The organism is Actinomadura citrea (assembly GCF_013409045.1).
GTDB classification, from domain to species: Bacteria; Actinomycetota; Actinomycetes; order Streptosporangiales; family Streptosporangiaceae; genus Spirillospora; species Spirillospora citrea.
On the sequence record NZ_JACCBT010000001.1, the window covers coordinates 2,974,567 to 2,988,277 of the forward strand.

Annotated in this window: 14 protein-coding genes; 6 read left to right on the forward strand and 8 right to left on the reverse strand. The window is 73.0% G+C overall.

All coding sequences use genetic code 11. The annotated features are described in order from the left end of the window. Positions 1-119 precede the first annotated feature (119 nt). From sucB to BJ999_RS14045, 5 genes are all read right to left on the reverse strand, one after another. Entirely contained in the window at positions 120-1,610 is a 1,491-nt protein-coding gene (sucB, locus tag BJ999_RS14025) for a 2-oxoglutarate dehydrogenase, E2 component, dihydrolipoamide succinyltransferase (RefSeq protein WP_179833714.1), read from the reverse strand. A 36-nt stretch (positions 1,611-1,646) separates the two neighbouring features. After that, the gene (lpdA, locus tag BJ999_RS14030; RefSeq protein ID WP_179833715.1) at positions 1,647-3,038 is read right to left on the reverse strand and encodes a dihydrolipoyl dehydrogenase; all 1,392 of its coding nucleotides are present in this window, start codon (positions 3,036-3,038) and stop codon (positions 1,647-1,649) included. A gap of 160 nt (positions 3,039-3,198) precedes the next feature. Beyond that, positions 3,199-4,731 carry a leucyl aminopeptidase gene (locus BJ999_RS14035; RefSeq protein ID WP_179833716.1) on the reverse strand — a complete coding sequence of 511 codons (1,533 nt, stop codon included), beginning with the start codon at positions 4,729-4,731 and terminating at the stop codon, positions 3,199-3,201. Between the two features lie 72 nt (positions 4,732-4,803). Continuing rightward, on the reverse strand, positions 4,804-5,562 hold the full coding sequence (locus tag BJ999_RS14040; RefSeq protein ID WP_179833717.1) for an adenosylcobinamide-GDP ribazoletransferase: 759 nt from the start codon (positions 5,560-5,562) through the stop codon (positions 4,804-4,806). A gap of 16 nt (positions 5,563-5,578) precedes the next feature. Next, positions 5,579-6,523 (reverse strand): bifunctional adenosylcobinamide kinase/adenosylcobinamide-phosphate guanylyltransferase, encoded by a 945-nt coding sequence (locus tag BJ999_RS14045; protein WP_179833718.1) that lies wholly within the window; start codon positions 6,521-6,523, stop codon positions 5,579-5,581. Positions 6,524-6,741: 218 nt separating this feature from the next. On the opposite strand from BJ999_RS14045, the gene BJ999_RS14050 reads away from it, so the two are divergent. Together BJ999_RS14050 and BJ999_RS14055 are read left to right on the forward strand one after the other, a co-directional pair. After that, positions 6,742-7,485 carry a DsbA family protein gene (locus BJ999_RS14050; protein ID WP_179833719.1) on the forward strand — a complete coding sequence of 248 codons (744 nt, stop codon included), beginning with the start codon at positions 6,742-6,744 and terminating at the stop codon, positions 7,483-7,485. Positions 7,486-7,522: 37 nt separating this feature from the next. Beyond that, complete coding sequence (locus BJ999_RS14055) at positions 7,523-7,720, forward strand: hypothetical protein (RefSeq protein WP_179833720.1); 198 nt, start codon at positions 7,523-7,525, stop codon at positions 7,718-7,720. 66 nt (positions 7,721-7,786) lie between these two features. Here the strand turns inward: BJ999_RS14055 and BJ999_RS14060 are convergent, their stop codons facing one another. Both BJ999_RS14060 and BJ999_RS14065 read right to left on the reverse strand, forming a co-directional pair. Further along, entirely contained in the window at positions 7,787-8,788 is a 1,002-nt protein-coding gene (locus BJ999_RS14060; RefSeq protein ID WP_179833721.1) for an aldo/keto reductase family protein, read from the reverse strand. Positions 8,789-8,883: 95 nt separating this feature from the next. Beyond that, positions 8,884-9,459 carry a DUF3043 domain-containing protein gene (locus BJ999_RS14065; RefSeq protein WP_229809894.1) on the reverse strand — a complete coding sequence of 192 codons (576 nt, stop codon included), beginning with the start codon at positions 9,457-9,459 and terminating at the stop codon, positions 8,884-8,886. 133 nt (positions 9,460-9,592) lie between these two features. Between BJ999_RS14065 and BJ999_RS14070 the strand changes: the two genes are divergently transcribed. From BJ999_RS14070 to pspAB, 4 genes are all read left to right on the forward strand, one after another. Continuing rightward, complete coding sequence (locus tag BJ999_RS14070; RefSeq protein WP_218935059.1) at positions 9,593-10,402, forward strand: PspA/IM30 family protein; 810 nt, start codon at positions 9,593-9,595, stop codon at positions 10,400-10,402. Beyond that, positions 10,399-10,677: a PspA-associated protein PspAA gene (pspAA, locus tag BJ999_RS14075; RefSeq protein WP_179833723.1), complete on the forward strand. Its 279-nt coding sequence runs from the start codon at positions 10,399-10,401 to the stop codon at positions 10,675-10,677. The genes BJ999_RS14070 and pspAA overlap by 4 nt, the downstream gene beginning before the upstream one ends. A gap of 130 nt (positions 10,678-10,807) precedes the next feature. Beyond that, complete coding sequence (gene htpX, locus BJ999_RS14080) at positions 10,808-11,725, forward strand: zinc metalloprotease HtpX (protein ID WP_179833724.1); 918 nt, start codon at positions 10,808-10,810, stop codon at positions 11,723-11,725. A gap of 3 nt (positions 11,726-11,728) precedes the next feature. Next, on the forward strand, positions 11,729-12,334 hold the full coding sequence (gene pspAB, locus BJ999_RS14085; RefSeq protein ID WP_179833725.1) for a PspA-associated protein PspAB: 606 nt from the start codon (positions 11,729-11,731) through the stop codon (positions 12,332-12,334). Positions 12,335-12,358: 24 nt separating this feature from the next. Here pspAB and nadA read toward each other — a convergent pair whose 3' ends face one another. Further along, entirely contained in the window at positions 12,359-13,513 is a 1,155-nt protein-coding gene (gene nadA, locus BJ999_RS14090; protein WP_179833726.1) for a quinolinate synthase NadA, read from the reverse strand. Between the last annotated feature and the right edge of the window lie 198 nt (positions 13,514-13,711).

Genomic DNA, 13,711 nt, shown 5'->3' on the forward strand with positions numbered 1-13,711 from the left:
CGTAGAGGGACGGCGCCGCCGGACACCGGACTCTCCGGCGGGTCCCGCGTTTCCCCGGACGCGCGGGACCCCGCCGGCCCTTGCGGGCGCGGCGGGGTCCGGCGGGCGTGCGGGAGGGGTCAGAGGCCGAGCTCGGCCTCGAAGTTGCCCTCCTCCAGGCGGTGCTTGACCGTGGCGAGGAAGCGGGCCGCGTCCGCGCCGTCGATCAGGCGGTGGTCGTAGGTCAGCGCGAGGTAGACCATCGACCGGACCGCGATGACCTCGCCCAGCTCCGGGTCGTCGATGACGGCCGGGCGCTTGACGACGGCGCCGGTGCCGAGCATGCCGACCTGCGGCTGGTTGAGGATCGGGGTGTCGAACAGGGCGCCGCGGCTGCCGGTGTTGGTCAGCGTGAACGTGCCGCCGGCCAGCTCGTCCGGGCTCACCTTGTTGGTGCGGGTGCGCTCGGCGATGTCGGCGATCCGCTGCGCGAGGCCGCCCAGGTTGAGCTGGCCCGCGTTGTGCACGACCGGGACCATCAGGCCGCGCTCGGGCACGTCCACCGCGATGGAGAGGTTCTCCACCTCGTGGTAGGTGACCTCGTTGGTCTCGCCGTTGATGACCGCGTTCAGCTTCGGGTGCGCCTTGAGGGCCTCGACCGTCGCCAGCGCGAAGAACGGCATGAACGACAGCTTGACGCCCTCGCGGGCCTGGAAGTCGGCCTTGGCCTGCTCCCGCAGCCGCGCGATCTTGGTGATGTCCACCTCGACCACGGTGGTGAGCTGCGCGGACACCTGCAGCGACTCGACCATGCGGCGGGCGATCGTCTGCCGCATGCGCGACATCTTCTCGGTCCGGCCGCGCAGCGCCATCTGCTCGGCGGGGGCGCCGGCGGGCGCCGGGGCGGCGTGCCGTCCGGCGGGGGCCGGGGCCTGGGCCGGGGCAGGTGCGGGGGCGGGGGGCGCGGCCTGCTGCTGGGCGGCCTGCTGCTGGGCGGCGCGGGCCGCCTCCAGGACGTCCTGCTTGCGGATGCGGCCGCCGACGCCGGTGCCCTTGACCGTGCCGAGGTCCACGCCGTGCTCGGCCGCGAGCTTGCGCACCAGCGGCGTGACGTACGGGCCCTCGCCCGGCTCCGCCTTCTGCTGGGCGGGCTGCTGGGCGGCCGGGGCCGGCGCGGGCTGCTGCTGCTGGGCCTGCGGCTGCGGTGCCGGGGCGGGCGCCGGGGACGGCGGGGCCGCGGGCTGCTGCTGCGCCGGCGGCGGCCACGCGGCGGGCGGCGGGGCCTGCTGCGCCTGGGGCTGCTGCGGAGCCTCCTGCTGCTGCGGGGCCTCCTGCGGGGGCTCCGCCTCCTGCTCCTCGGCGGCCGGGGCGCCGCCGCCGGACGGCGCCTCGCCCTCATCGCCGATGACGGCCAGTTCGGCGCCGACCTCGACGGTCTCGTCCTCGGCGACGGTGATGCTGGTGAGGATGCCCGAGGCGGGGGAGGGGATCTCGGTGTCGACCTTGTCGGTGGACACCTCCAGGAGCGGCTCGTCGGTCTCGACGCGCTCGCCCTCCTTCTTGAGCCAGCGGGTGACGGTGCCCTCGGTGACGCTCTCGCCGAGCTGGGGCATGGTGACGGAGACCGGCATGTCTCAGCGACTCCTTCGGAATACTTGTGCGGCTTCTCAGCCGTGCACGTGCAGTGGTTTGCCGGCGAGGGCGAGATGCGCCTCGCCGACCGCCTCGGACTGGGTCGGGTGGGGGTGGATCAGCTGGGCGACCTCACCGGGCAGGGCCTCCCAGTTGTAGATGAGCTGCCCCTCCGCGATGAGCTCGCCGACGCGTGCGCCGACCATGTGGAGGCCGAGGACGGGTCCGTCCACGGCCGCGATCACCTTGACCTCGCCCTGCGTCCCCAGGATCTTGCTCTTGGGGTTGCCGGCCAGGTCGTAGGTGACCTCCTTGATCTCGTACCCGCGCTCACGGGCCACGGCGGACGTGATGCCGACCGAGGCCACCTCGGGGTCGGAGTAGGTGATGCGAGGGACGCCGTCGTAGTCGATCGGCGGCGGGGCGAGCCCGCTCAGCCGCTCGGCGACGAGGATGCCCTCGGCGAAGCCCACGTGGGCCAGCTGGGGGGTCGGGACGAGGTCGCCGACCGCGGAGATCGTGGGGACGCTCGTCCGGCAGTACTCGTCGACCTTGACGAACCCGCGCTCGGTCTCGACGCCGGCCTCGGCCAGGCCGATGCCGTCGGAGACCGGTCCGCGGCCCACCGCCACGAGCAGCAGCTCCGCGTCGATGGTCTTGCCGTCCTCCAGGGTGACGGAGACGCCGCCCTGCGTCGTCTTGGCGGTCTGGAACCGGGTGCCGAGCTCGAACTTGATGCCGCGCTTGCGGAAGGCGCGCTCCAGCCGCTTGGAGCTGGTCTCCTCCTCCAGCGGGAGCAGGTGCGGCAGCGCCTCCACGATCGTGACCTCGGCGCCGAACGAGCGCCACACGCTGGCGAACTCGACGCCGATGACGCCGCCTCCGAGGATGACGACCGAGCCGGGGACGTGCTCCAGCCGCAGCGCGTGGTCGCTGGAGATGACGCGCTCGCCGTCGATGTCCAGGCCGGGCAGCGACTTGGGCGCCGACCCGGTGCCGAGCACGATGTGCCCGGCCTCGATGCGGCGGGTGCCCTCGGCGGTGTCGACCTCGACCGTGGTGGGGCCGGCCAGCCGCCCGGTGCCGTGCACGACCTCGATGCCCCGGGACTTGATCAGCCCGGTGAGGCCCTTGACGGTCGTCGAGACGACCTTGTCCTTGTAGGCGTTCACCCCGGCGACGTCGATGCCCTCGAAGGTGGCCTTCACGCCGAACTTCGCCGCCTCGCGCGACTGGTCCGCCACCTCGGCCGCGTGCAGCAGCGCCTTGGTGGGGATGCAGCCGCGGTTGAGGCACGTCCCGCCGAGCGCCTCGTCCCGCTCGATGAGCGCGACCGACCTGCCGAGCTCGGCGGCGCGCAGCGCGCACGCGTATCCGCCGCTGCCGGCACCCAGGACGACGATGTCGAAGGGGCCGTTGTTTGCCACTGGACGCTCCCTTTCCCCGGTTGTGGCGCCGCGTGGATCGCGGCGACCTGGGCGGGGCGGGGCGCACCGGCAGCCCGGGCCCCCACCGCCACAAGAAAAACCTATTGTGTTCTCCGCCCGCTCACAGCGGGCGGGGCCCCTGCGGAATTCCCGTGGCCCCCTACAGGACGCCCGCGGCGACGTCTTCGGCGAGCTGGACCAGTGTGCGCGCCGCGGCGCCGGTGCCGCCCTTCGGCGTGTACCCGTACGGCTCGCCCTTGTGGAAGGCGGGGCCCGCGATGTCCAGGTGCGCCCACTTGACGCCGTCCGGCACGAACTCCTTGAGGAACGTCCCGGCGACCAGCATGCCGCCCCAGCGCTCGCCGCTGATGTTGGCGATGTCGGCGACCGCGGAGTCGAGGCCCTTGCGCAGCTCCGGGGGCAGCGGCATGCCCCAGGAGGGCTCGCCCGCGCGCTCGGCCGCCGCGACGACCTTCTCGCGCACGCCGTCGTCGTTGGCCATGACGCCGGTGGTCCGGGTGCCGAGGGCGACGAGCTGCGCGCCGGTCAGGGTGGCGACGTCCACGATGAGGTCGGGGGAGTCCTCGCCCGCGCGGACGAGGGCGTCGGCCAGGACGAGCCGGCCCTCGGCGTCGGTGTTGAGGACCTCCACGGTCGTGCCGCCGTAGATGCGCAGCACGTCGGACGGGCGCTGCGCGGTGCCGCTCGGCATGTTCTCGGCGAGGGCGAGGTAGCCGACGACGTTGACCGCGGGGCGCAGCTCGGCGATGGCGGCGAGCGCGCCGAGCACCGCGGCCGCGCCGCCCATGTCGGACTTCATCCAGTCCATCGCCTCGCTCGGCTTGAGGGACAGGCCGCCGGAGTCGAACGTGATGCCCTTGCCGACGAGGGCGAGCGTCTTGGACGCCTCCGGGTGGGTGTAGGCGAGCCGGACGAGCCGCGGCGGGTTCACCGACCCCTGCCCGACGCCCGCGATGCCGCCGTACCCGCCCTCGACGAGGGCCTTCTCGTCCAGTATCTCGATGGCGAGGCCGGTCTCGGCGGCGACCCGCTCGGCCTCGCCGGCGAAGTCCTCGGGGGACAGGTGGGACGGCGGAGTGTTCACCAGGTCGCGGACGAGCGTGACCGACGCGGCGAGGGTGCGGGCGCGCCCGAGGGCGGCCTCCTCGGACACGGGCGCGACCAGGCGGATCTCTTCGACGGGGCCCTTGCGGCCGTTGCCGGTGCGGAAGGTGTCGAAGGAGTAGGCGCCGAGCAGCGCGCCCAGCGCGACGGCCTCGACGTCCTCGGCGCCGGCGGCGGGGAGCGCGACGGCGACCCGGGCGGTGCCCGCGAGGGAGCGCACGGCGGCGCCGGCGGCACGGCGCAGATCTTCGGCGGAGGGGTCCTCGCCCAGCCCGGCGGCCACGATGACCTTGGCGGGGACGGCGCCGAGCGACGGCAGCCTGGTCACCTCGCCGGCCTTGCCGGTGGCGCCGAGCGCGCCCAGGGCGTCGGTGAGCCTGTCGTCCATCGCGCGGTCGAGGGCTTGCGCGCCGTCGGCCGGTGCGGCACCCGCCTCGGCGGGGACGACGCCGATCACTATCGCGTCGACGTCGAGGCCGGTCAGGTCTGCGCTGTCAAGGCTGATGCTCGTCACGTAGCCCGATGTTAGTCCTCCTGGTGACCGGTTTCGTCCTTTTGGATCAAGCATTGCCCGCCCGGGGCGGTCCCGGGCCCGGGCGGCGGCGCGGCCCGGCGGACCCTCGCCGCGGCCGCCGCGCCCTCAGGGCAGCGCCGCGAACGCGATCAGGGCGGCCGTCGCGGCGACCTCGACGAGGGCGCCGAACACGTCGCCGGTCACTCCGCCGAGGCGGCGCACGGCTCGGCGGAGCGTCAGCAGGGCGGCGGCCAGCCCGGCGGCCACCGCCGCCGCACCGTGCAGGGCGCCGCCAAAACCACCGACGGCCAGGCCCGCGGCCGTCACGGCCGCCAGGACGGCGGCCGTGGCGGCGAGCGCGGCGCGTGTCGGCACGGTGCCCGCGACCAGGGCCCCGAGGCCGCCGGGACGCGCGGACGGCACGCCCGTGCGGCAGGCCCACGCGAGCGCCAGCCGGCCGGTGACCGACGCGACGAGCGCGGCAAGGGCGGGATGCGGGGCCGACGCCAGGGCGGCCACCTGGATCAGCAGCGTCAGCAGGAGGGTGACGACGCCGAACGGGCCGATGTCGGACCGCTTCATGATCGCCAGTGCCTCGGCGGCGGGACGCCCGCTGCCAAGGCCGTCGGCGAGGTCGGCGAGACCGTCCAGATGCAGGGCGCGGGTGACCGCCGCCGCGGCGGCGACCGCGAGCGCCGCCGCGAGGAGGCCGGACAGGCCGAGCGGACCGCCCGCCAGCAGGACCAGCGCGGCGGCCCCGCCCGGGATCAGGCCGGCGGCGGGGGCGAGCAGCATCGCCGAGCGCGCGGCGTCCCGGTCGACCCGGCCCGTGCCCAGCGGAACGACTGTGAGCAGCGTGACCGCCAGCCGCAGGCCGGCGGTCACCGGAGATCCATGACGGTCACCGGAGCTCCGTGACGCGGCCCGCGACGACCAGCGCCGCCTCCTCGGACTCGGCCGCGAGCCGCTGGTTGGCCCGGCCGAGGACGTCCCGGAACGCGCGCCCGGACACCGTCGTCGGCACCAGGGACAGGCCGACCTCGTCGCTCACCGCGACGACCCGCGCCGCCGTGCCCCGCCAGGCCGCGACGAGGGCGTCCACCAGCGGCTCCACTCGGGACGGCTCCTCCCAGGCGTCCGTCTCGGACATCGCGGCCGCGAGCCAGGTGCCGATGCCGTCCACCAGCACCGGGCCGGTCGCCGACGCGAGCGCGCCGGCGAGCCCGGTCGTCTCCGCGGTGCGCCACCACGCCGGCCGGCGCAGCCGGTGCGCGGCGACGCGGTCGGCCCATTCCGGGTCGTCGTCCCGGACGGGGCCGGTCGCGATGTAAAGGACGTCCGAGCAGGCGGCCAGGCGCAACTCCGCCTCGGCCGACTTGCCCGACCGGCTTCCGCCGAGGAGCAGCGTCCGGAACGGGCCGTGCTCGGAGCGGTTCCAGAAGGCCATGCGCCGCTCCAGCTCGGACGGCGAGGACAAGCGGTGGTCGAGGTGAACGGCCATGACCCGCGTCCGCGGCGTCACGGCCCCGGTGTGGCGCAGGTATCCCAGATGGTCCGGCGATCCGGCCAGGTCCAGCAGCACGGCCTCGTACTCGACGCCCGCGGACGGCTCCGGCCTGGCCCCCGGGCCCGCCGCCACCAGCGCGCGCCCTCCGCCGGGCGCGAGGACCTCATAACCGCCGGGCACGTCCGTCCGCGGCAGGTCCTCCAGCGCGACGCCGTCGACGGCGGCGGTGAACGGCTCGTGCCGGACGCCGGCCGCGCGCAGCCGGCCGCACGACGCGCACCGGCATCCCGGCGCCGGCCAGCCCTGTGCGGCGGCGACGCCGCGAAGCTCGATGTCCATCCCGCCGCGAACTCTACGGTTACCCTCGGCTGGAAGGATCACGACGCCCCTTCTGGAGGAGTTTTCCGGTGGGTACCCCCCCGAACGCGCCCTGGCCCCCGCAACCGGGCCAGGGCGGGCAGCAACCGCCCTACGGCCCACCCCCCGGTCCGCCGGGCGGACCCGCGCCGGGACCGCCCCCGGGCCCCGGATGGCGGCCGGGGCCGCCTCCGCCCGGCATGCCCGCCGGGCCCCCGCCCGGGCGCCGCGGCGGCGGCCTGGTGATCGCGCTGGTCGGGGCGGGGCTCGTCCTGGTGCTGGCGGTGGCGGCCGTCTTCGTCCTCCTCGTCCGCGGCGGCGACGACGGGGGAGGCGACGGCGACGTGGGCCCGATGAGGGTCGGCAAGATCGCCGGCGGCGCGGAGGCCACGCCCCTCGCGGACGGGAGCCTCGCCATGGCCCGGCCGGGCGTCACGGCGCCGGTCGTCGACATCTACGAGGACTTCGCCTGCCCGCCCTGCGGCGCCTTCGACCGCAAGCACGACCCGATGCTCAAGCAACTGGCCGTCGAAGGGCGCGCCAAGGTCGTCTTCCACCCGATGCTGATCTTCGGTGAGGCCACGCAGCCAGCCCATGACAACTCGCTGCGGGCCGCGGCGGCGCTGCGCTGCGTCACCGACGGCGCCCACTGGCTGTCCTACCAGGACGCCCTCTACGCCCATCAGCCCGCGAACGAGAACGCCACCGGCTACGTGACCCAGGACCTGCTCTCCTACGCCGAGCCGCTGGGGCTCACGAGCGACGAGTTCACGTCGTGCGTGAAGGGGCAGCGCCACGCCGGCAGCGTGAAGACCGTCAGCCAGGGCTACATCTCGTCCGGGATCCAGGGGACGCCGAGCGTGCGGGTCAACGGGCGGACGCTCAGCCAGTCCGACACCGAGAGCCCCGACGCGCTGCGCCGCGCCATAGAGGCCGCCGCCTGACCGGCTAGTCTCACCGCGACGAGGGAGGTCGAGGGCGATGGCGTGGAGCTGGCGGCTGGAGAAGGCCGACGGGCGGACGATCGGCATGTCGGAGGAGACCTTCTCCACCCAGGCGGACGCGGAGAGCTGGCTGGGGGAGAACTGGCGGGGGCTGCGCGCCGAGGAGGTCGACAAGGTGACCCTGCTGGACGGCGACAGCGTCGTGTACGGGATGAGCCTGCACGATCCGGAGTGACCGGCGGGGAAGGACGACGAGGGCCGCGAAGCGTCGTGCTCCGCGGCCCCCGGTGTCTCGCCGGGCTCAGGGGCGCCTGCGCGGGCTGACGGTCTTGGCCGGGTCGCGGATGACGGCCCCGCCGAGGATCTCGTCGATCCGCTTCATCACGTCGGCCTCCAGCTTCACCCCGGCAGCCCGCACGTTGTCGGCGACCTGCTCGGGGCGGGACGCGCCCACGATCGCCGCCGAGACGTTCGGGTTCTGCAGCGTCCAGGCGATCGCGAGCTGCGCCATCGACAGGCCGAGGTCGTCCGCGACCGGCCGCAGGTTCTGCACGCGGGTCAGCAGGTCGTCGTCCAGGTAGCGCTTGATCATGTCGGCGCCGCCCTTGTCGTCGGTGGCGCGCGACCCCTCCGGCAGCGGCTGCCCCGGCTTGTACTTGCCGGTCAGGACGCCCTGCGCGATCGGCGACCAGACGATCTGGCCGACGCCCTCGCGCTCGCAGAGCGGGACGACCTCCTCCTCGATGACCCGCCACAGCATCGAGTACTGCGGCTGGCTGGAGACGATCCGGTCGAAGCCCATCTCGTCGGCGATCTTCAGGGCGCGCTCGATCTCCTCGGCCCGCCACTCCGACACCCCGACGTAGAGGACCTTGCCCTGCCGGACGAGGTCGTCGAAGGCCCGGAGGGTCTCCTCCAGCGGGGTCTCGTGGTCGAACCGGTGGGCCTGGTACAGGTCCACGTAGTCGGTCCCGAGGCGGCGCAGGGAGCCGTGGATCGACTCGAAGACGTGCTTGCGGGACAGGCCCCGGTCGTTCACCCCGGGACCCGTCGGCCAGTAGACCTTGGTGAAGATCTCCAGCCCCTCGCGGCGCTGCCCCTTCAGCGCCCGCCCGAGGACCTCCTCGGCGCGCGTGCCGGCGTAGACGTCGGCGGTGTCGAAGGTGGTCACGCCCTCGTCGAGGGCCGCCCGCACGCAGGCGCGCGCCGCGTCCTCCTCGACCTGCGAGCCGTGGGTGAGCCAGTTGCCGTACGCGATCTCGCTGATCTTCAGGCCGCTCCGGCCAAGGTTTCGGAACTCCATGGGCCCGACCCTAGCCCCGCGCCGATCGTGCGAGGCGCGGCGGACGTTCCCGCCGGACGCGCTCCCCGGACCGGTCCCTCAGGCCCTGGTCCTTCTCATACCTTGTCCTTCTCGCCGAGGCGCACCCGCGGGTTCGGGATCCGCAGCCGGCGGATCTGCATCGCGCGCATCGCGGCGTACATGCCGACGCCCTTGGCGTCCTCGCCGGGGTAGCGCTCGACGGCCAGCCGCTTGATGCCGCGGCTCAGCAGGAAGCCCTCCGCGAACACCACCACGAGCAGCAGCGGCGGCGCGAACAGGACCAGCAGCCGGGCCGCCGGGATCGGCAGCAGGCTGAGCAGCACGATCGCGAACATCGCGTACATCAGGTAGGAGCCGACCGTGCGCCGCGAGTCGACGTAGTCGCGGGCCATCCGGCGCACGGGGCCCCTGTCCCGCTTGAGCAGGTGCTTCTCGTCGCCCTTGGCCATGCCCGCGCGCGCCTTGGCGCGATCGGTGGCCTGCCGTTCCCGCACCTTCTTGTAGGCCTCCTTGCGGGTCGCCGGCGCCGTGATCGGCTGTCGGCGGCGCTTCTCGGCCTCGCTGCGCTTGGGCGTGGGACGGCCCTTGCCGTCGGGCTTTACTACCTGAGGAGGATCCGGCGGGGCCTCCGGGGTACGACGCTTGAACACAGGGATCAGCCTACCGGCTGCGAACATCGTGGCTGCCTCGCGCGTTAACGCGTAGGGTGATAAGAACCCCAGCAGTGGTCATTGAGCCCAGTTCACGACTGAGGCGACAGCACGAAGGGACCGGCGCCGCGCGATGAGCGTGATGAAGCGAATGTCGATGATCTTCAAGTCCAAGGCGAACAAGGCCCTGGACCGGATGGAAGACCCTCGGGAGACCCTCGATTACTCCTACCAGCGCCAGCTGGAGATGCTGCAGAAGGTCCGTCGCGGGGTCGCCGACGTTGCCACCTCGCGCAAGCGTCTCGAGTTGCAGATCAACCAGCTCGAACAGCAGCAGAGCAAGCTGACCGACCAGGGCAAGAAGGCGCTGCAGGTGGGCCGCGAGGATCTCGCCCGCGAGGCGCTGACCCGCCGCTCCGGCCTGGAGAGCCAGCTGGGGGACCTGCGCGGGCAGTACCAGCAGTTGCAGGGCGAGGAGGAGAAGCTCACGCTCGCCTCCCAGCGGCTGCAGGCCAAGGTCGACTCCTTCCGCACCCGCAAGGAGACGATCAAGGCGACCTACACGGCCGCCGAGGCGCAGACCAAGATCAACGAAGCGTTCTCCGGCATCTCCGAGGAGATGGGCGACGTCGGCCTGGCGATCCAGCGCGCCGAGGAGAAGACCGACACGATGAAGGCGCGCGCCGGCGCGATCGACGAGCTGCTGGCCTCCGGCGCCCTGGAGGACTTCTCCGGTCCCAAGGACGACATCCAGGCCGAGCTCGACCGGATGGGCTCCGGCCCCGGCGTCGACATGGAGCTGGAACGTCTCAAGGCCGAACTCGGCCAGGGCCCCGCCCCCAAGGAGCTGAACCAGGGCTCGCCGACCGCCCAGCCGCACCAGCAGCAGCAGGACACCCCCCAGCAGGCCCCGTGGCCGCAGAACCCCGGGGGTGCCCAGTGATCGTCCGCCTGATGGGCGAGGGCCAGCTGGACGTGGCCGAGGAGGACCTGTCCTCGCTCAACACCCTCGACGCCGAGCTGGAGTCGGCGATCGAGTCGGGCGACGAGTCCGCGTTCCGCACCGCGCTGCACGCCCTGCTGGACAACGTCCGCAAGGTGGGCAGGCCGCTGGCGGCGGACAGCCTGGAGCCGTCCGAGCTGATCCTGCCCCCGGCGGACGCGCACATCGACGAGGTGCGCTCCATGCTGGGGGACGAGGGCCTCATCCCGGACTGACCGGCGGGGGCTCGGGCCGCCACCGGGACGACTCCGCGCGGGTCCGGTCGCGTTATGGACATCCAGGCACAAAACCCGCGCCTTGTGCGTTCGTACAAGTGAAGAGGAGCAAGAACTGGGGGGTGGCTGGATGGCCAGGACGCGTTACGCCTCCGACCGGGGGCTGACATCGCGGATGCTCGTGACGATGTTCCTGCTGGGGCTGGTCTACGTCGTCTTCGTGGGGGCCTTCTTCGTCTTCGTGCCGAAGTGGGCCGGCGTCGCGCTGGTCTTCGCGGTGCTGTTCCTCGTCGCCCAGTACTTCTTCTCCGACCGGATGACGCTGTTCGCCATGCACGGCCGGGTCGTCTCCCCTCAGGAGGCGCCCGAGCTGCACGGTGTCATCGACCGCATCTGCGCGATGTCGGACGCCCCGAAGCCGCGGGTCGCGATCGCCGACACCGACGTCCCGAACGCGTTCGCCACCGGCCGCAACCAGAAGAAGGCCGTCGTCTGCGTGACCACCGGCCTGCTGCGCCGGCTCGACCCGGTCGAGCTGGAGGGCGTGCTCGCGCACGAGATGGCGCACGTCGCGCACAAGGACGTCGCGGTCATGACGATCGCCTCGTTCCTGGGCATCCTCGCCGGCCTGATCACCCGGTTCGGGCTCCAGTGGGGCCTGTGGGGCGGGTTCGGGCGACGCAGCAACGACCAGAACACCGGGCTGATCCTGCTCGCCGTCGTCGCGGCCAGCGCGCTCGCCTACGCGGTCAGCTTCCTGCTCACCCGGGCGCTGTCGCGCTACCGCGAGCTTTCGGCCGACCGCGCCGCCGCTCTGCTGACCGGCCGCCCCTCCGCCCTGGCCAGCGCGCTGACGAAGGTCAGCGGCGAGATCGCGCGGATCCCGACCAACGACCTGCGATCCTCGCAGGCGTTCAACGCGTTCTTCTTCACCCCGGCGCTCGGCCGGGGCTTCAGCGTCTCCTCGCTGTTCTCCACCCACCCGTCGCTCGACCGGAGGCTCGCGCAGCTGTCGAAGATCTCCGAGCAGCTCAGCAGGGGAGTGTGATCCGTGGGGTTCCTGGACACCCTGCTCGGCCGGTCCAAGCCGGCCAAGCCCGACCTCGACCAGATCTTCGGGCTGTCGACCGCGGCGGTCACCCTGGAGGCGGCGACCGGGTTCACCCCGACCGGGCTCGGTTCGGTGTGCTTCCGCGCGGCCGAGGGCGGCGCGTTCGCGCGGCTCCAGGCCGACGTCCAGGAACTGCTGGACGCCGACGGGGGTCCCAAGGTCCAGATCAGCAACGACGACTACGGCTACACGTGGCTGCTCGCCGAGCAGCGGCCCGACCAGCTGCCCGACCTCGTCACCGACCTGCACGCGGTGAACGCGACGCTGGAGGCGGGCGGGTTCGGCCCGCACCTGCTGTGCTCCCTGGTCGGTTTCCAGGGGCCGGACGGCCGCCGACTGGCGCTCGTCTACCTCTACAAGCGCGGAACCTTCTACCCCTTCGCGCCGCTCCCCGGAGCCGCGTCGCACTCCGATGGCCACGCCTCGCCGTCTCCTCAGCGAGACAACGCGCTTGAGCTCCAGGTGCGCGGCGCGATCGGCGCGGACCTGCGGTTCGAGCAGGACCTCGGCCGGTGGTTCCCCGTCTGGGGCGCCCCCGGCCTGTGATCCCGCCTGCCCGCCCGCGCCCGGTCAGGGCAGGGCGAGCATCTGGTCGAGGGCGACGCGGGCGTGGTGCGCGGTCTCCTCGTCCACCTCGATGACGTTCTCGACCTTCCCGGCGGCGAGCGACTCCAGTGACAGCACCAGGTGCGGCAGGTCGATCCGGTTCATCGTCGAGCAGTAGCAGACGGCCTTGTCGAGGAACATGACGTTCTTGTCCGGGTGCGCGTTCGCCAGCCGCCGCACGAGGTTCAGTTCCGTCCCCACGGCCCAGGACGATCCGGGCTCGGCGGCCTCGATCGCCTTGATGATGTACTCGGTCGAGCCGATCAGGTCGGCGGCCGTGACGACCTCGTGCCGGCACTCCGGGTGGACGAGGACGTTCACCCCCGGCACCCGCGCGCGGACGTCGTCCACCGACTCCTTGGTGAACCGGCCGTGCACCGAGCAGTGCCCCCGCCAGAGGATCATCTTGGCGTCCCGCAACTGCCCCTGCGTGAGGCCGCCCTCGCGGCGGTGCGGGCTGTAGACGACGCAGTCGTCCAGCGACAGGCCCATCTCCAGGACCGCCGTGTTGCGGCCGAGGTGCTGGTCGGGCAGGAACAGGACCTTCTTGCCCTTGCCGTAGGCCCAGTCGAGGGCGCGCCTCGCGTTGGACGAGGTGCACACCACCCCGCCGTGCCGCCCGACGAAGCCCTTGATGTCGGCCGAGGAGTTCATGTAGGTGACGGGGACGACGTCGTCCGCGATCCCAGCGTCCTCCAGGACCTCCCAGCACTCCTCGACCTGGTCGAAGGTCGCCATGTCGGCCATCGAGCAGCCGGCGCCGAGGTCGGGCAGGATCACCTGCTGGTGGGCGGCGGTCAGGATGTCGGCCGACTCGGCCATGAAGTGGACGCCGCAGAACACGATGTAGGGCGCCTCGGGGCGGGCCGCGGCACGCTGGGCCAGCTTGAACGAGTCGCCGGTCACGTCCGCGAACTGGATGACCTCGTCGCGCTGGTAGTGGTGGCCGAGCACGAACACGCGGTCGCCGAGCGCCGCCTTGGCGGCGCGGGCCCGCTCGACGAGGGCGGGGTCGGACGCCGCCGGCAGGTCGCCGGGGCAGTCCACGCCGCGTTCGCTCGCGGGGTCGGCGCCGCTGCCGAGCAGCAGCAGCGGTAGGTCGCGCACTGGGGTGGTCACGGCGGTCTCCCTTCGCGACGGGGCTTATCGTCGCTTTGACGACTAATGATGGCACAGACGACGGGGGGTTGGCGGTGTGACGTAGACCGCACCCGCACGGGGCGTGAACACCGCCGAGAAGCGGAATGGCCATGTAGCGAGGTACGTTGTCCTACGGGAAGAGGCATGAGACGTCTTCGAGGACAAGCGACAGTCCGC